Below are 16,995 nucleotides of genomic sequence, written 5' to 3' on the forward strand. Positions count from 1 at the left end.
CATCGCGCCCGTCCGGACCCAAATGGACCGGGCGGGCGTCTCCTTGGCAGCAGGACGCCCGGCCATGAGCAATGAAGACACACCAGAGCTGGAAGAGGATCGGTTTGTCCCGTCCTTTTCGGATGCCCCTTACGGTGCGGTTCTTGGCTCAATGGCGGCGGCCATGTCGGCAGTTGGCACAGCCAGCATCGGCGCGTTGATGCTGCTCATCGTGGCGGATGTGATCGGTCGGAACTTTCTGGACGCCCCGATCACCGGCGTGTCCGAGATCGCAGCCCGCGCGGTTGTTGCCATCGTGTTCTTGCAGGTGCCAGCCGCGATCCTGCAACTGCGCCTGACCCGCGCCGATTTTCTGGTCCGTCGTCTGCAGAAATCCAGCCCGCGCTTCGTGTCCTGGCTTGAGGCGTTGTTTTGTCTCGTTGGTGCTATCGTCTTTGCGCTGATCCTCTGGGCCTCGTGGCCAAAATTCCAGAGCGCATGGCAAACCGCCGAATTCTTTGGCGTTCAGGGTGTCTGGACGATCCCGACATGGCCCTTCCGTGGTATCACCATTCTGGGCTGTACCGTCGCGGCACTGGCCGCTCTTTACAGAGCCCGCGAAGAACTCCGCAGCGTAAGGAGCAGGGCATGACCACGCTGACCATCGGCTTCATCCTGATCGCGGTGCTCGTCGGTCTTGTGCTTCTAGGAATGCAAATCGCCTACGCACTTGTTGGTGTGGCGTTTCTTGGGATCTGGATCATCCGGGACAATATCGATCTTGCGTTCAGGATGCTGGAACTGACTGCCTATTCTGGGATCGCGGATTATCTTTTCGCGACCATCCCGCTTTTCGTCTTGATGGGGCTGCTGGTCAGCGTGTCAAATGTCGGGCGTGACACGTTCGAAGTGGCGGAAGAGCTGTTGCGTCGCATGATCTGCGGTCTGGGCGTCGCCACAGTTGCAGCAAATACCATCTTTGCCGCGGTCACCGGCGTGTCCATCGCGTCAGCTGCAGTCTTCACCCGCGTTGCGGTCCCCGAAATGACCCGTCACGGGTATCGGCCCGCCTTTTCGGCAGGCACCGTTGCCGGGTCATCTGTATTGGGGATGCTGATCCCGCCGTCGCTCTTGTTGATTGTCTACGGCATTCTGGCCGAAGTTTCGATTGGCGGCATGTTTATCGCCGGGATCATTCCGGGATTGATGTTGGCACTTGGGTTTGTCGCGATGTTGATCGGGATTACCATCGCCTTTCCCAAATTCGTGCTGAACGATCCTGATGCTGTGCGCGAGCGGCGTCTGGATCGTGATTTCACGCCCATGCCGTTGAAAGAGCTTGTGCTCAAACTGCTCCCGATCGTCCTGCTGGTCATTCTGGTGCTGGGTGGTCTTTACACCGGGTTTTTTACCCCGACCGAGGCAGGCGGCATCGGTGCGTTCGGCGCGTTGATCGTGGCACTGTCGCGACGCAGCCTTGATCGAAAAAAGCTTTGGCAGGTGATGAAGCAGACAGGCGTTATCTCGGTTTCAATCCTGTTGCTACTCGTGGCTGCTTCTTTCTATTCGCGGATGCTGGCCATTGCTGGGTTGCCAAATGCTATCGCGGGCTTGGTCACGGATTCTGGCTTTGGCCCGCTCGGATTTCTTTTCTTCTACGCTGTCATCATATTGCTGATGGGAATGATCTTGGACAGCACGTCGATCCTGCTCATAATGGTTCCAATCGCGGCACCCATCGCGCAAGGGCTTGGCATTGACCTCATGCACTTTGGGATTGTGACAGTGATTGCTGTCGAGATTGGGTTGTTGACGCCACCCTTTGGGATATCCGTCTTCACAGTGCATAACACGCTCAACGATCCCAATGTCTCGGTCGAGCAAATCTTTGCCGCCACCTTGCCATTTATTGCTGTGATGCTTGTGGTCCTGGTGATCGTGGCCCTTTTCCCGATGACTGTAACGATGTTTCTATACTGAAGAGACGTCGGACAAGCGGAAAGCATCTATGTCAGTCTTGCGTTCTGGAGAATCGGGATTTGCAGCAGTCGGGCCCGTACGCAGTTTGACCCTTCGTTGCTGAGAATGCTGCGCCATGCATGAATGACTGGTCTGGTGACGCTGCGGCGCGGTATCGGTCACATCGACAAATGTCGGGAATGGGCCGTCCATGCAGAAAGTTCGCGATAGGGCAGGGTAACATGCTGCGTTCGCTCTGATGGCGGTAGTGAGCCCAAAATGGTCGACGAGGTGCTTGCCGCCTGCCGCCCGGGTCCTAACGGTCGTCGCGCGCCCTGATGCGGGCGATGATGGTCGAGGTGTTGATGCCGTCGTGATAGGGCAAACGCCTCATGATACCCATGTCGGATGGCACACTGAAATGGTCCTGCCAACCGGTGCCGGCGTAGACAACGAGGCCGATACAATGGGCCTCGATGAAGGTGCGCGTAACCCCGGGGCCGTCCATGCAAGGGCTGAGGATCACCTCATCGGCTAATCCGGTGGTTCGCACAGCCTCGATCCGTTCGGCCTGCGTCAGGATCGGGCGTCGCTTGTAGCGCGCGGCATGATCGTCGGGCGTCACCCCGACAAGCAGCCTGTCGCCCATCGAGCGCGCTTTGGCGAGCAGACGGAGATGGTTAGCATGGAGGAGGTCGAAAACCCCCTCGGTGAAGACCGTCAGCACGTGGGCAGGTCAGCCGAAGCCGCGGCCGCCATTGCCGAACGGACGCGGCAAGTCCCCATCGGACGCCCCGGCAATCGCCCCCTGTGGCTCGCTGCCGTCTGGATCGCTCGCTTCCGGTTCGCCCCCGGTCGGTTTGTCGTGATGTGGGTTGTTGCCGCTGTTGCGGCCACGCCCGCCTTCGCCAGGTTCCGCCGGGCGGTTTTCGGGGCCTTTGCCCTGCGCGCCGGGCGTCTCAGGTTGCCCGTTGTCAGGCTCTTCTGAGGACCCGGGTTCACTCGCGCTCGGTCCATCCCCAGTGCTGCCTTGGGCTTGTGCCGCGGCTGGCATTGCGTGCCCCAGCGTAGCCACGATCGGCAACGAATAAGCTGCGCCGCTTGCCAAAACGCTCGCCAGCAAGGTGCGCCGTCTGGCGTCCGGGTCGTCTGACTGCGTCATTTGTCCCTCACTTCCTATCGATTTGGGACTGACATCGGGCCCATGCAACGGCATGATCGGTCCATGGCAAGTGACCCTCATTCAGTTAATTTGGCCAGAATAGACCATTACGGTCGACCTTCAAAATGGTTTGTCGATTACCCGTCCGAATACCTTGACGGGCTGGTCTCCGATCTCAAGGAAATTGACCTGATCCTCGATTTGGAGTTCGGTTTGCAGATGTACCTCACCTGGGGCACGCTTCTGGGGGCTGTGCGCGAGGGGGACCTAATCGGGCACGATTTCGATATCGACGTCGCCTATGTCAGCCGGGCGCGATCGGAACGCGGCGTGCTGCGCGAACGCAGGCGCATCCTCGAGCATTTCGCGCGGTTTGGGCGCGTCATCGGAAAACCTGCACCCGGACGCTTCATGGTCACCGGGCGTCGCGCACCAGGCGGGGCCTATGACCACGGCATCGAGATCTGGACAAGCTTCGTCGCTGGAGCAGACTACTATGGCTATCCCTCCTTGCCCGGTGTCCTGCCTGCCCGCGCGATCCGCCCCTTCGGTCAAGCGTGCCTGCGCGGCGTCCCGTTTCGCGTGCCGCGTCAGACAAGCGTGTTTCTGGATCTGACCTATGGCAAGGACTGGCATGTGCCGAGGCTTCCCTCGGATCATGACGCGCGGGTGCCGCGCTACACTTGTTTCGAGTTTCTCTACCCATCCTGAAGCAGGCCCCTGTCCAGCAGTGTTTTGAGTGTCGCCTCGACATCGGCAAGTGGCGGCTCAACCAGCTCGAAATGCCGTCCCAAGACGGTTGCGATCTCGGTCGCGTCGCGCTTGCCGTCGGCCAGCAGCCAAACCGCCGCTGCAGTCTGGTTGAGGTAATGCAGACTGCCATCACGCGCCTCGACGCGCGCGCCGCCCTGTGAGAGCGTCACCAACAGCGAGTGATCAGCCAAGGGACGGTCAGGCAAGCACATGACCGACAAGCTACGTCAACGGCGGCCTCCCTGCCATCGAAAAGGATACATGCGCCCATTGGCCGAGGCTCCTTTTACTCGCGAAGATTCCAGCTTTCATGTTCAGACTGGCCCGTCAGAGTACCTTTGAAGACCGCATCCGCGCGGCAGCGCCCCACCGGCTGGCGTAATTCGCCGTGTTGGGGCAGACGACCATTCGCCTCTCGTTCCTCGGGTGGCAGGTCAAGAACAACTCAGTTGGAGCAAGGGTCAACGCCAATAGCGGATTTGTCCCGCGATCTGTAAGTTCACCCAAACTCAGATTACGCGCCTGCAGCGAATGACCTGAAAGCGGTTTGCAATTGCAGAATCCGAAGGACGGGTTCAAGGTCGGCTCTGGGCCGTTTCAAGCAGCGACCGAACTCTCAACAAACTTGCCGAGAACCTCCGCCGTGATTTCGGAAGACCTGACACGCGCGGCGTGATCGTGGATCATCCCCGTGACAATCAACTCGTCCGGTTGAAAGCTGTCGAGAAGGGACCGCAGTTGCGTGCGCACGGTTGCCGCCGATCCCGTGGCAGAGCAGGATAGGGCATGCTGGACCTGCGCCATGACCGGTGGCGGTATCTCCTTGTGCAGATCACGGGTCGGGTGGGGGAGCTTACCCGGTCTGCCGGTGCGCAGGCGGGCAAAGGCCAAGAGCTGCGAAGATCGCAGGAATGCTGCCTCTTCATCGGTTGGTGCGGCACAAACTCCTGCGGCCATCATCACATAGGGTTTGGCAAGTCGTTCGGACGGTTGGAACGTGCTGCGGTAGATGCTCAATGCCTCTTCGAGCATTGCGGGCGCGAAATGGGACGCGAAGGCGTAGGGCAGCCCAAGCCACGCGGCCAGTTGCGCGCCATAGAGGCTTGAGCCGAGTATCCAGACGGGAACATGGGTGCCGCTGCCGGGGATGGCGCGCACCGAAGAGTCCTCGGACGTGTCGTCGAAATAGCCGATCAACTCCTGCACGTCCTGCGGGAAACTGTCTTCGGGTGCCATATGCCGGCGCAGCGCCCGCGCGGTGGCCATGTCGCTTCCAGGTGCGCGGCCGATGCCAAGGTCGATCCGACCGGGGTAAAGTGTGGCGAGCGTTCCGAACTGTTCGGCGATGACGAGCGGCGCATGATTGGGCAGCATGATGCCGCCGGCACCGACACGAATGGTCGAGGTCGCTGCCGCGACATGTCCGATCACGAGTGCGGTGGCCGCACTGGCAATGCCAGGCATGTTGTGATGTTCCGCCAGCCAGTAGCGGTGAAAGCCGAACCGCTCAGCGGCCTTGGCCAAGTCGACCGTGGACGCCAGTGCGTCCGCCGCGGTTTTGCCTTCGGGGATGGGCGATAGGTCGAGGATTGAGAATTTCTGCATGATTGCCTCCGATAGCAGTCAGCTAATCATCCTCGACGGCCAAGCCAAGCTGCTGCTCTGCACAAACGGGACGCGTCGTCCACATAATTCATTGAAAACTCGCCTGAAAGGCAGTCGCTGTCAGCGAGACATGCGCCGCTAGAGGGGGCCGCAATTCGAACGCTTTGGGCGTTCGCGCAAACTCATACCGTCGGAATAGACACCAATGCTCTCGCCGCTCTTCGGCGACGGCCAATTCGTTTCGAGAGATGTAGAACGGTGTGCGCTCCCAGCCGTTGGTGGTTTTCACTTCGATCAACCGGTCCTCACCGTCAGGTGTGAAACTGGCAATGTCATACCCAGCGCCATCGCCGTCTTCGGCCGAAACCCATCGCACGCGGCGTGCAAGGTCGGCGCGGTCATGTTGTTGAAGAATTGTTCGTTCGTGCTGCAAGAACTCGTTCTTCGCCTGCGCGTCCAAGGTCGCGGTTGCGCGCGTCTCGTCCAGCCACATCAAAATGCCGGGCGATATGCTGCATCTGCTCCATTTCGTCGGGTGGCGGTGAATTCTTCAGAGTTGGCGCTGTTCCGACAAACAATGGAACCGGTTCGGCGACGTACCTCGGAGATGGTTGATGGAGCGTCATTTCCCATTCCGGATGACGGGCCAACCATTTGGAGGCCGCTTCCGCCAGCGACATCTGAAAGTTGAAGCGCGGTTGATAACCAGCGACGATGGGTAAGCCGAACCCTCGAAAGACAGCAGACACGTTGCACATCTTGAATTCTATTGATCTACGGCTGCGACCAGTCTGTTCTTGAAGCGCTCGATTGTTGGCCGCCTTGTGGTAAGCGCGCCCCGACAACTCGTCGCTCAGCATCGCGAAATAGGTCGCCACGACAGCATCGTTTTCTGAATCTGACCAATCACCCGATGTCATGTAATCAGCCTAGAGGGTGCAGCGGGACGCGTCATGACCAATCGCGAGGGTATGTGGTGCGCGGCGACGAGGTTGTTTCGCCGGGTCATTCACCTGGGTTTCCGAGCATTGCAGTCCAACGAGGACCGGAGAACCTGAGCGCGCCGCAAGTTCCAGTCGCTCCCACTCGGTCATTTGCACTTACCTTGCCCCTGGAATGGCCAGAGCGGCACCGGCGCACCCATTACTTTCGGCGGCTCCCATCGAAGTCCTAGAAAAAGGTGAATGTTGTCATCCCAATGCGTAGGGTTGCCAGCAATGCCGGTGGATCAAATCTGCCTGTGTGCCATGGGGCATGCCGAGTCGATGTAGTTGCGCCGTGTGATACAAAGCGCCATTGCTTCTCTGGCACGAAATCGGTCGGATAGTCCGAAAGCCAAAATCAATCTCAAGGGAGGATACCATGAAACTGAGACAGTTCGTTTCGCTCGCCGCTTTGGCGCTCGTGGCCGCCACGGCCACCCAGGCGCAGGAACGCATCACCTACAAATCCGCCAAATCCGGCACCTCTTATTACCAGATGGGCGTCGAGATCGCCGAGGCGGTGAAGGCGGGCACGGATGGCGGAATGATCGTCACCATCGAGGAAAGCCAAGGGTCGACCCAGAACGTCATGGAAGTGCGCGCCCGGGGCGGTGACTATGTCTTCACCACGCCGCCTGCGCTGGTCGGCGCCGCGCAGAAGGCGTCGGGACCGTTCGACGGCAAGGGCGATCCGGCCTTCGACGAGATCCGAGCGCTGTTTCCGATCCCGTCGCTGACCATGCACTTCGTCATGTCCAACGACAGCGGCGTCACAGACTTCGCTGGTATGGAGGGCAAAACGATCCTGCTCGGTTCGGGCTCGTTCGGAGCAACGGAAGGCGCGAAATACCTCGGCCTCTTTGGTCTGGAGGGTAAGGTGACCCTGGCGGATGCCGAGCTTTCGAACGCGGTGGCCGCGCTGAAGAACGGTCAGATCGACGGCTTCGTGACCGCAGGGTCATTCCCTGCGCCCAACGTGATCGAAGCGGCGGCCAGCATGGGGGTGACCGTCCTGTCGATGAGCGACGAGCAGATCGCCGAGACCGGGCGCGTAAAGCTTGTGATCCCGGCGGGAACCTATGCCGGTCAGGAAAGCGACATCGTGACGACATCGCTGCCCGTGGCGGCCTTCACAACCACCAAGATGAGCGATGACGCCGCCTATCAGCTGACCAAAACCTTCTGGGAAGAGCGTGAGAAGATGGCCGAAAGCGCGCCCTGGTGGGCCGGGGTCGATGCCGGGCTGATGGAAAACGTCAACGTTACCTTCCACCCGGGTGCCGTCCGCTATTACGAAGAAGCGGGCATCGCGCTGAGTGACGCGCAGAAGTAACCGCGCGGACCGGGCCGGGAGACTGCTCCCGGCCCGTTTCAATTTTCCAAAGGCCTAACACATGCGTCTTCTCACCTTCCTTCTGGCGGCGGCTCTCGTCGCCTTTCACCTGACGCTGGTGTTCCTCGGCCTCGTGCCGAACCTGATCAGCCGTCCCGTGCACCTCGCCCTGGCGCTGCCATGGATCCTTCTCGTCCCAGGGCAGACGGGTTGGCTGCGGATCAGCGGGATTGCCCTGACGGTGATTGGCGTCGCTACTACGCTCTGGGTCGCGGTGATGCACCGGACGTTGGCGAACCAATATGGCTTCATCGAAAGCCCTTTTCAGATGGCCGTCGGTTTCGTGCTGCTTGGTGTTGTGCTTGAGGCAGCGCGCCGCGCGATCGGATGGCCGCTGCCTCTGGTCGCGCTTCTGGCGTTGCTCTATGGCCTGTTTGGCCAGCATGTCCCGGGCGAGTTTGGCCATTCCGGCACGCCGCTGGCCAGTTTTATCGGCACGCTGACGATCGCCGAAGGGGGCATCTGGGGCAGTCTGACCGGGGTGTCGGTCAGCGTCGTGGCGATCTTCGTGATCTTTGGGGCCGTCCTGAACGCCGGCGAAGCCGGGCAGGGGTTCATGAACCTCGCTTCAGCCGCCGCTGGCCGACTCAAGGGCGGGGCGGCCAAGGTGTCGGTCTTGTCTTCGGCGCTCTTCGGCTCGATCTCGGGATCGGCCTCGGCCAACGTTGCGTCAACCGGCGCGATCACATTGCCGGCCATGACACGCCTCGGCTATCCCAAGCGGCTGGCGGCCGCGGTCGAGGCGGTCGCCTCGTCCGGCGGACAGATCATGCCGCCACTAATGGGGGCTGGTGCCTTCGTCATGGTGGAACTGACCGGCGTGCCCTACACTCAGATTATGGCGGCGGCGCTTCTGCCTGCGATCCTCTATTTCGTTGCTGTCTGGATCGGCGTCGACGCCTATGCCAGCCGTTACGACCTGAAGGGCATCGCGGCCGAAGACGCGCCGGGGTGGCGCACCGTCGCCGTGACCTCGGCCTTCTTCGCCGTTCCCTTCGTCGTGCTATTGGCCGGTCTCTTTGTCATCCGCGTCACGCCGCAATATGCCGCCAGCCTGGCGATCCTCTCGGCCTTCGTCCTTCTGTTCTTCAACGCGCGGGGCATCGGCACATGGCGCGAGACCGCCGCGCGGATCGAAGATGCCTGCCTCAATGCGGCCCGGCAGGTGTCGATGATCGCCGCGATCATCATCTGCGCCTCGATCATCATCGGCGTTCTGGCGATCACCGGCCTCGGCGTGAAGATCACATCGCTGATCCTGTCAGGGGCGGGCGGCTTGCTCTGGCCCGCGCTTCTTTTGACGGCGCTCGCGTGCCTTGTCCTCGGCATGGAGGTGCCGACCACCGCTGCATACGTGATCTGCGTCTCGGTCGCAGGGCCTGCGCTGCGCGAGCTTGGCCTCGACACGCTGCAGGCACATCTATTCGTCTTCTGGTTCGCGCTCCTGTCAACAATCACGCCGCCGGTCTGCGGCGCGGTTTTCATCGCAGCCGGGATGATCGGAGAGAACTGGCTGAAAGTCGCGATAACCGCGATGTCATTAGGCTTCGGGCTCTACATCATACCTCTGGCAATGATTGCGAACCCCGCCCTGATTGACCTCTCCGGCTCGCCCGTTGCGGCAGTGGCAACCGCGCTACAGATCGCGCTCGGCCTCGCAATGATGTCCATAGGAATGATCCGACGACACCTCGGAAAGAAGCGCTTTGGACTGGTCACTACAGGAGCTTTGATCATCTTTGCTCCGGTGTTCGTGAACTAGCGTCGCGATCCTCGGTATTTTCTGACCTGAGCCCCGAGAGTTTTTATACCACGCTGGCGAAGAGCGAACGAATGGCCGATTGCGCGCAATGGCACAGCGGCAGAGGCTGCCACGGTGTCTTTCGACATGCTTACCCGGTTAAGCGGTCGCTTTAGGTGAGGCGAAGCGTTTTTGAGACAAGCTTGGGCATCATGGTGCAGGTGAACCCGCTTGAATGTTATAATTACGTGGTTTCGCTTGGACTGAGCTGGGGGTGGCGACTGCATCTATGTTTTTTAAGAAGCCGGTTGCGCACTGCTGCCGTAAATTGTCGTGACCGGGTGAATGCAGCCGTCAACGCTCCGGACGGGGCGATGACGGCCGGACTGTTGTACGCCCTTAAATGGCTACGATAACCGAGTTCGCCGCCCGCGTGATCGCCGTGTAGAGCCAAGCGTTTGCGTTCTCGCGCATAATCACACTCTGATCGATCACCAACACATTGTTCCACTGAGACCCCTGAGCCTTATGGCAGGTGATTGCATACCCGAAGTCGAACTGCGGTTTCTGCTTGCGCCCCCCCTCGGAAGAGGTCTTGCCAGACAAGAACTGGCTGATCGAGATTGTCACTTCGAACGGCTGGTCCATGCCGTCCTCGGGGCGGATATGGAAAGTGGCGGTGTCACCCTGAACGACCGGAGTGCCACATGCGACGAAGAGTTCGCCATTGGAGATCCCGAGGTCGCCGTGGTTCTTCAGGCAAACAAGGCGATCACCATCCACCGGCATGTCACCCGAACGACCAAGGCGCTCGCGAACAGATGCGTTGACCTGATGCCGAAGATCATTTGTGCCGACGATGATCTGATCTGCTTCGAGGAGAGTTTCCATGGTAAGGTCACCCTGGCTGATTACCCGGCTCGATCCATACTGGCCGAGAGACAGCGGTGCTCCGCGACGGGCCATGTCGGCCAGCTGCAGAACCGGATTGCCGGCGGCCTGACGGTGGATTTCCGTCAGGAATACATCCGGCGTGACGCTGCGGAGCACACCAACGCCTTTCACCGGCGGTAACTGGCCGGGATCTCCCATCGCGAGAATGGGCACGCCAAACGATCGAAGATCGCGCAACAGCACGTCGTCGACCATCGAGCACTCATCGATCACCACAAGGGCAGACCCGACGATGTCGCTGGCATCGTTGCGCACGAACCGAAGGCCCTGCGTCTCGTCGTCGATGGGCCGGTAGAGCGCGCTATGGAGGGTCTGTGCCGTGTCGCAGCCTTTCTGCCGCAATACCGAAGCCGCCTTACCAGTATAGGTCAGGAAGACGACGTTGCCGTTGAGCAGTTCGGCGACGTGGGCGGCAAGTGTCGACTTGCCAGTCCCGGCATAGCCGAACAGCGTAAAGATGGGCTTCGTCGCTGTATCGTGTTCGAGCCAATGCTTGACAGCCGCGAGGGCGTTTATCTGTGCCGGCGACAGCGCGTTGAAGATATGTGTCATTTGAAGTCCTTTGACAAAGTTGTGACAACCGGCGGCGTTTTCCTTGGCGCGCAGGCCGTCGTTCCGCGCCAGAAACTGACGCGGTCGTGTTACGTGCTGGACACTCATTTTTGGGGCCCGGAGCGTCTGTTTCGGGGCGATTCAGGGTGTGTAACGCTTCCCTATTATTGGATCCTTTCGGACCGGTGCGTCTTTCTGGGATGAAGAAGGGAAGTCATCCGATTATAGGGAAGGGTTACAGTCTTACCGGCGGCAGGATGTAACGCTTCCCTATTATATGGATCCCTTGGACCGGCACGTTTTGTGGGAAGTAGAAATGGAGCTCTCCGGATATAGGGAAGCGTTACATGGTGAAACCTTAGGGAGCCTGCGGCTCTGAGACCTTTTCCGGCATTTTATGAAGCGAGACCTTTTGTAAGCTCGTTATTCTGGCCTTCGGTCTTCTTTAGCCGGTGCCTCGCGACGCGTTCCCGGTTTTTCTGACGTTTCCGCTCCGCTACCGGTTCCGATGTGCCGCGCATGCGGAGTAAAGAGTTAAGCGTCTGAGTCCTGAGCATTTCGCAAGCGTTCTTTGCAGGACAGGTTTTGCAGGTGACATCGGAGTCAACATTGATGCCCGGCAGACCGAAGCAGCTCTGGAGAAGTTCACCATCATCAAGCACGTGCAGCGGCTCAGGAACATAGACGCCTAAAGACTTGAAGTGATCGGCATCTGCTTTTGCTTTTTCGAGGGCAAGCGGGAATCTATGCGCGACGATATGTTCAGGCATCCACCGGCGCGAAAGGACGAAATTGCCCAGAAGCGTTGACAGGCCGGGCAAATTCTCTCCTGCCAGCCAAATCAATGTCTCAGTGAAAGATGTTTGCGCTGGCAAATCCCGTCCGTTCTCCTGCGAGAACTGAGGTAAGTGCGGTTCCCGGACAAGGCTGAGATACATGCGGTCCGCAGTCCAGTATTCAACGATTGAGGACGACCAAGCGGCTTCGCTCTTCGGGTTTGGCCGTAGCTGGTTAGGCCGCGGAACAAAATCACGTGTGCGACGGGAGGCGAAATCGAAACAGAACCGAAGGTATTCATCGTATGGCATCCCAGTACGGTCAGCATGCTGCCGTGCAAGATGCAGTTGCGTGTGAGCAGAGTTGTTTGACCGCATGTCCAGCTTGCCGCTGATGCCGCCGAGATATGACAGGCTGCCATCACCATTCCGCGGGCTCATCGCGGCGATCTGGGCGTTGTATGCATCTCTGAAAAGAAGATTGCACCGCCACGGTGACAGGAAACGGTAGGCGGGCCACTTCAAAGTGATGAGTTCAGCCTCATCTCTAAGGTTGTTGTGCGAATGGAAAGTCGCAAGCCGCAAAACATCGTCGCTGCGTTTAAGTGACGTGCAAGAGTTAGGAAGGTTCATCAAAGGTCGAAGCTCCAAAGTGTGGGTTGGCCATATCTGGCGGTTGGTTAGTTTCAATTGGAGGCTTTTGGATTGGCGGAACCCTTGCCTCGCTTTGGTTATAGCGAGCGGCTCTTTGGGATGCGCAACGATAGGAGATATATCTTTTTATTTAATAAATTCAGAATTTTATCGAGGGGTTCAGTGTTTTTCGGGCCGGTGTCGAGCGCAGAGAAACTTGGCCAGGTTGCCCGTGGCACATAAAATCAGAGTTCGGGGGACTCTCTACCCAAGCACAAAACCCTGATCCTTCATCCTGTGCAGCACGTCCATCGCATGCTTCGCTTGGAAATCCGACGGGATCCTGCGCGGCATCGACGCGCATATCTGCAGGATCTGCAAATCCTTGGGTGACAGCTTCCGCTCCACCTTCCCCCAGTCCATCACCTTGGCCCAGAATTCGGCCCCCAGGTTGACCACTTCGGTCTGGACGTTGATGCCTTCGGTCAACGCCTTCTTGGCCTTCGCATCCCGCACCGCAGTTCGCACGGACTCCACCAGCGTCAGGCAGCTGGCGAAGTCGTCATCGTAGTCGAGCCGCCTCCCCTTGAGACCATTCCAGCATGCCTGCTGCTTTGCCCACTCCGACATGTTCCGAACCCCGGCCGGTGGGTGGGTAATGACATCATTGGCCTCGGCCGCGGCGACGAGCAGCGCACGCAACAGGGCGTCCGAGACTGCCTGACGCCGCCATATGGCGTCGACGTCCAACACCTGCTTGTCGCTCGTCGCGTCATGGAAGACCTTCGCCATGGCGTAGGTCACGATGTTCGCGCGGTAGCCGCCTTCATACCAAGGCTGTTTCGGCACTTCGGTTTCCAGCTTCCTGAAGATGATGGCCTTGGCGATCAGCCGTCGATACCAAAGCTCATCATATCGGGCATCGCTCTTGGCCCAGGCCTCGCCGATCTCCTTGGCAAATTCGGCGAAGTTCTTCTGTGCGCCACGGGACACGATATGCGGCTGCCCTGCAGCCGAATACTCGAACTTCGCCAGGTCGGTCTTGCTGAAAAGCTGCGCCTTGGGGAACTCGAGGTCGAACTTCTTCTGCTGCGCAGGCGTCAGGCGCCCTCGCGCGTTGATGAACTGACCCCGGGACCGCTCGTAGAACCACTTGCTGTCATGACGCTCGCCTTCGCGGGCCGTGAAAATCACACTACGCGAGAACTGTTCGATCCGGATGTGGAATGGGTGGTTCGAGAAGAAGTCCGCCGCGTTCACCTTGTTCTGGGTGTTCGCGAACTCGGAGATCTTCGGCACGATCTCCTCCGACCGATCAGGCGGCACCACGGTCAGCTTCATCTGGACGAAAACCTGCGGAAGCTGCTCGCGTGCGTTCTTCAGCCCGGTGTGGATAGAACCGGTCGTCTGGGCACCGTTCACGATCTGCAGATTGCTGATCGAGGCGATCGCAAGACCGTCATCCGTGCGGACGCAGGTCACGTCGTCCGCCGTCGCGGATAGCCCGTTGTTGTAGGGAAAGAACAGCTCCGGCTCTTCCTTGATCGTCTTCAGGATGCCCTTATTAGTCTTGGCGCGCGCTTGGAGGAAAGAACGCACATTGGCCTCGAGAAGCCGTGCGCCCCAGCGGTCGTAGATCGAAGCCAACTGTTCGCCCGGCACGATCAGGAGGTAGCTTTCCAGTGCTGCGCCCGTTTGTGATGCCTTCAGCGCTGGCAGCGGCCCACCGAAGTCACCGGCGAAGTCGATCACCATGTCCTCGCGCGCCTGTCCGGAACGGTCGAAACGCTCGAAGCGGGCAAGGTCCCAGACCGACCATGTGACCGGAACGTCATCGAGCTCCTGCAGCTTCACTGCATCGTCACGCCCGATGTACTGGCGGTTCGATACCAGGATCAGCTTGACCTTGGTGACCTGAGACCACGTCGTGATGATCAGGTCCGAGACCTGAAAGGCTGGGCTGACCTCGTTCAGGGCATCACGGAAATCTTCCGTCCGGGCCTTTTTCAGAAAACGGATCAAGGGGTTCAGGATGGGCGGCACATCGCCCTTTCCGAAGGTCTGGATATCTTCGCTGTCCACAAAGTCGCAGACGATCAGGCCCAACACGCCCCCGCTGTCGCGCGGGTCTCCTGCGTATCCGTCGATCCTGAGCCTCTGCCCGCCCTCGCCGCTCTGGTAGTAGGAACGATCCGCGACCTCGAGTTCCCCCGCTTCCGTCAGGCGCTCGGTCATCCGGTCGAAAAAGGCCTCGACAGGGAAGATCCCGCTGGCGTCGGCTTCGCGGCGGATGTCGGCCATAAGGTTCTGATGGTATTCCTGAAGCTCGCTCATGCCTGCCCACCTTCGGTCAAGCCGGCCCGCACATCATCCCAGGCCTTGAGAAAAGGCGAACACGCCGAAAGCGCCAGCGCGTAGTTGATGCCGGATACCCCGAGTGGGACCGGTGCAGCGATCCGAGGAAACTCGTCTGTGACGGCGAAAAACTCGGGCGCGGATACGATCCAGCGCCATGCCGAATAGTCGTGCAGGGCATCGTAACCGACATCCGCGAGGTGCAGGTCCCAATCCATTACCGATGATGGCTCAGCGCGCTCCAGAAGCTCCGTGACCATTTCGACATGTTCTGTCAGGGTCCGGCCATGCGGCGGCTGCACCTTGTCGACGGCCAGCACGGCCAGCCAAATCCGCCGATCAGGCACATCAGCCAGCTGATGCTCGCTGGTGATCTTGACGAAAGGCTGGGACGCGCCACGACGGGCCTTGACCTCGATGCAGTCGGCCTTGAGTTCGAAATCCTTGGGCGCGCCGGATGGTCCCATCCATGCGGAAAGGGCGGCCTTCGGCCCAAGCTCGGCGATCAGAAGCTTCAGGACCTCGATCTCGCCGATCAGGCCCTTCTGCGCCTCCTCGGACAGCACTTCCAGCTTTCCGCCGCGCAGAAGGTAGTGCCACCGGAAGGTGCGCCCGATGGCTCGCTCTAGGGCCTCGGCTTCGGTCTCGGCCAGTTCCCCTGCCGCCATCACGTCGCGGCAGAGCGTCTCGAACAGCTCCATCTGGGAGTTGTCCTTCAGCCGGATATAGAGGATCGGGCCGCCCGGCAGGGTCTGGAAACGGATTTCAAGGTTCTTGAGCTTGGGGAGGTCCGGGACTGGGCGCGGCAGATCACTGAGCTGCAGCACCAGCGTCGCATCTGCCCTCGGCATGACTGCCCAGAACCAGTTCCATCGAGCAGCGGCATCCACCCGCCTTGTATCGACCTTTCCTGCCTCGAGGCCGGACCAGGGTGTATCATTCGGGATCACCAAGCGCCTCCTCCTCGATTTCCTCCTCGCCGAACATTTCGCGCATGCGGATAGTGTTCACCACGTATTCGACGGTGCCGCCACCAATCCTGCTGGACGGAAACGAAAGACCCCACACAAGCACCCCTTCCGGCATGTCGGGATCGGCCAGCTTTGGCTTGACGAGACGGAGGATCAACAACGGACGGCGCCCAGGCACTTGGCGGTAGATCCTCGGGTTGACGGTCTTGGGCAGCTTCTGATCTGGCCGGGAAAGGCGGAATGTTTCACGCGCATCGGCAATCTGCGTTGCGGTCAGGCCTTCGATTTCGTCCTCGGCAGAGCCAATCCGACGGCTGGAACCGCTGAAGGCAAGAACACCGCCCTTTGCGAGGTCCGGATCAACGGAAAGCTCGTAGGGCACGATATCGAGCCCTGGAAAGGGTATGGGGTCCATGTCCTTGCGGGTAGAGCTGGCGATGAAGACATCCCATTTCGCAAGCTCATCATCAGCTCGCGCTTCGATGTAGTCGTTGATCAACTTGGGATCCGTAAGCGGATTTACCGGTCGAAGTCCGGGTTCTGTTCGGTATTTTCGAAGGAAATCCCTGATCAACTCGACGCCTACCTCGGAGAGCAGGTAGCCCCTCGGCCGTTCGTAGCGAGGTATTCCCATACTGGCAGCGACAGACAGGAGTTCCTCGCCCGCACGCAGGTTCGCATAAAGCTGCGCGTGGTCGAGGACGATCCGCGTGGTCTCGATAAGGTTCTCCGCCAGCCCGACCTTGACCGGCAACTCCTTGCCCGTCCCCATCTTGTTGCGCGCCGTCACGATCAGCGCCTCGGGGTGACTGCGCACGGCGAGGCCGAATTGCGCAGGCGTCGCCTTGGCAAGCTCCATCCGCTTCAGCTGGGTCTGCAGGTCGTCCATCGCCTCGTGGATATGGGCATACCAGCCGACGCCATCCGCAGGCATCCAGACACGGCACAGGTCCTCGTAGCCAGGGCGGTAGCCGAACCAGCGGCCCATCTGCATCAACGTGTCGTACATCATCGAATTGCGCAGGAAGTAGCTGACCGTTAGCCCTTCGAGGGTCAGCCCCCTTGAAAGGGAGAACCCACCGACCGCGATCACCGTGATCCCGTGTTCCCCGGCGTGGTCATAGTCCAGCGCCTGGGCGCGCTTGGAGGCGTTGACCTCGACCACGCGGGCCGCCACCA

General features: G+C 59.9%; 14 protein-coding genes and 1 pseudogene. 5 read left to right on the forward strand and 10 right to left on the reverse strand.

Annotated elements, in window-relative coordinates; translation table 11 throughout:
* Positions 1-64: 64 nt before the first annotated feature.
* Together ACMVPR_RS21960 and ACMVPR_RS21965 are read left to right on the forward strand one after the other, a co-directional pair.
* The gene (locus ACMVPR_RS21960) at positions 65-631 is read left to right on the forward strand and encodes a TRAP transporter small permease subunit (protein WP_416884577.1); all 567 of its coding nucleotides are present in this window, start codon (positions 65-67) and stop codon (positions 629-631) included.
* Positions 628-1,959, forward strand: coding sequence for a TRAP transporter large permease (locus ACMVPR_RS21965; protein WP_416884578.1), 1,332 nt, complete (start codon positions 628-630; stop codon positions 1,957-1,959). Before ACMVPR_RS21960 ends, ACMVPR_RS21965 begins: the two co-directional genes overlap by 4 nt.
* 295 nt (positions 1,960-2,254) lie before the next feature.
* On the opposite strand, the gene ACMVPR_RS21970 is transcribed toward ACMVPR_RS21965, so the two are convergent.
* Together ACMVPR_RS21970 and ACMVPR_RS21975 are read right to left on the reverse strand one after the other, a co-directional pair.
* On the reverse strand, positions 2,255-2,665 hold the full coding sequence (locus ACMVPR_RS21970; protein WP_416884579.1) for an adenylyltransferase/cytidyltransferase family protein: 411 nt from the start codon (positions 2,663-2,665) through the stop codon (positions 2,255-2,257).
* Positions 2,666-2,674: 9 nt separating this feature from the next.
* A complete protein-coding gene (locus ACMVPR_RS21975; protein WP_416884580.1) occupies positions 2,675-3,100 on the reverse strand; it encodes a hypothetical protein in 426 nt (141 codons plus the stop codon).
* A gap of 63 nt (positions 3,101-3,163) precedes the next feature.
* Here ACMVPR_RS21975 and ACMVPR_RS21980 point away from each other — a divergent pair, with 63 nt between their 5' ends.
* The gene (locus ACMVPR_RS21980) at positions 3,164-3,811 is read left to right on the forward strand and encodes a hypothetical protein (protein WP_416884581.1); all 648 of its coding nucleotides are present in this window, start codon (positions 3,164-3,166) and stop codon (positions 3,809-3,811) included.
* On the opposite strand, the gene ACMVPR_RS21985 is transcribed toward ACMVPR_RS21980, so the two are convergent.
* The 3 genes and pseudogenes from ACMVPR_RS21985 to ACMVPR_RS21995 all read right to left on the reverse strand — a co-directional run bounded on the left by ACMVPR_RS21985 (position 3,799) and on the right by ACMVPR_RS21995 (position 6,378).
* On the reverse strand, positions 3,799-4,044 hold the full coding sequence (locus tag ACMVPR_RS21985) for a PqqD family protein (protein ID WP_416884582.1): 246 nt from the start codon (positions 4,042-4,044) through the stop codon (positions 3,799-3,801). The genes ACMVPR_RS21980 and ACMVPR_RS21985 overlap by 13 nt on opposite strands.
* A gap of 406 nt (positions 4,045-4,450) precedes the next feature.
* On the reverse strand, positions 4,451-5,458 hold the full coding sequence (locus ACMVPR_RS21990) for an LLM class flavin-dependent oxidoreductase (protein ID WP_416884583.1): 1,008 nt from the start codon (positions 5,456-5,458) through the stop codon (positions 4,451-4,453).
* A gap of 88 nt (positions 5,459-5,546) precedes the next feature.
* Positions 5,547-6,378: pseudogene (locus tag ACMVPR_RS21995) on the reverse strand (DUF3883 domain-containing protein).
* A gap of 442 nt (positions 6,379-6,820) precedes the next feature.
* Between ACMVPR_RS21995 and ACMVPR_RS22000 the strand changes: the two are divergent.
* Together ACMVPR_RS22000 and ACMVPR_RS22005 are read left to right on the forward strand one after the other, a co-directional pair.
* Positions 6,821-7,774 carry a TAXI family TRAP transporter solute-binding subunit gene (locus ACMVPR_RS22000; RefSeq protein ID WP_416884584.1) on the forward strand — a complete coding sequence of 318 codons (954 nt, stop codon included), beginning with the start codon at positions 6,821-6,823 and terminating at the stop codon, positions 7,772-7,774.
* 61 nt (positions 7,775-7,835) lie between these two features.
* The gene (locus tag ACMVPR_RS22005; protein ID WP_416884585.1) at positions 7,836-9,596 is read left to right on the forward strand and encodes a TRAP transporter permease; all 1,761 of its coding nucleotides are present in this window, start codon (positions 7,836-7,838) and stop codon (positions 9,594-9,596) included.
* Positions 9,597-9,974: 378 nt separating this feature from the next.
* On the opposite strand, the gene ACMVPR_RS22010 is transcribed toward ACMVPR_RS22005, so the two are convergent.
* The 5 genes from ACMVPR_RS22010 to ACMVPR_RS22030 all read right to left on the reverse strand — a co-directional run.
* Complete coding sequence (locus ACMVPR_RS22010; RefSeq protein WP_416884586.1) at positions 9,975-11,081, reverse strand: ATP-dependent DNA helicase; 1,107 nt, start codon at positions 11,079-11,081, stop codon at positions 9,975-9,977.
* Positions 11,082-11,476: 395 nt separating this feature from the next.
* Complete coding sequence (locus ACMVPR_RS22015) at positions 11,477-12,490, reverse strand: hypothetical protein (RefSeq protein WP_416884587.1); 1,014 nt, start codon at positions 12,488-12,490, stop codon at positions 11,477-11,479.
* 264 nt (positions 12,491-12,754) lie between these two features.
* A complete protein-coding gene (locus ACMVPR_RS22020; RefSeq protein ID WP_416884588.1) occupies positions 12,755-14,824 on the reverse strand; it encodes an AIPR family protein in 2,070 nt (689 codons plus the stop codon).
* On the reverse strand, positions 14,821-15,795 hold the full coding sequence (locus ACMVPR_RS22025; protein WP_416884589.1) for a PD-(D/E)XK motif protein: 975 nt from the start codon (positions 15,793-15,795) through the stop codon (positions 14,821-14,823). The genes ACMVPR_RS22020 and ACMVPR_RS22025 overlap by 4 nt, the downstream gene beginning before the upstream one ends.
* Positions 15,782-16,995: Z1 domain-containing protein (locus ACMVPR_RS22030; RefSeq protein WP_416884590.1), on the reverse strand; the 1,214-nt coding region annotated here is incomplete at its 5' end. The genes ACMVPR_RS22030 and ACMVPR_RS22025, both read right to left, overlap by 14 nt.

The sequence above is a fragment of the Marivita sp. genome (assembly GCF_048006345.1).
Taxonomy (GTDB): domain Bacteria; phylum Pseudomonadota; class Alphaproteobacteria; order Rhodobacterales; family Rhodobacteraceae; genus Marivita.

Bases quoted from the DNA above. Each gene is read 5' to 3' on its own strand.
- ACMVPR_RS21960 (WP_416884577.1), top strand. From the start codon at position 65: ATGAGCAATGAAGACACACCAGAGCTGGAAGAGGATCGGTTTGTCCCG.
- ACMVPR_RS21965 (WP_416884578.1), top strand. From the start codon at position 628: ATGACCACGCTGACCATCGGCTTCATCCTGATCGCGGTGCTCGTCGGT.
- ACMVPR_RS21975 (WP_416884580.1), bottom strand. From the start codon at position 3,100: ATGACGCAGTCAGACGACCCGGACGCCAGACGGCGCACCTTGCTGGCG.
- ACMVPR_RS21980 (WP_416884581.1), top strand. From the start codon at position 3,164: ATGGCAAGTGACCCTCATTCAGTTAATTTGGCCAGAATAGACCATTAC.
- ACMVPR_RS21990 (WP_416884583.1), bottom strand. From the start codon at position 5,458: ATGCAGAAATTCTCAATCCTCGACCTATCGCCCATCCCCGAAGGCAAA.
- ACMVPR_RS22000 (WP_416884584.1), top strand. From the start codon at position 6,821: ATGAAACTGAGACAGTTCGTTTCGCTCGCCGCTTTGGCGCTCGTGGCC.
- ACMVPR_RS22005 (WP_416884585.1), top strand. From the start codon at position 7,836: ATGCGTCTTCTCACCTTCCTTCTGGCGGCGGCTCTCGTCGCCTTTCAC.
- ACMVPR_RS22010 (WP_416884586.1), bottom strand. From the start codon at position 11,081: ATGACACATATCTTCAACGCGCTGTCGCCGGCACAGATAAACGCCCTC.
- ACMVPR_RS22015 (WP_416884587.1), bottom strand. From the start codon at position 12,490: ATGAACCTTCCTAACTCTTGCACGTCACTTAAACGCAGCGACGATGTT.
- ACMVPR_RS22020 (WP_416884588.1), bottom strand. From the start codon at position 14,824: ATGAGCGAGCTTCAGGAATACCATCAGAACCTTATGGCCGACATCCGC.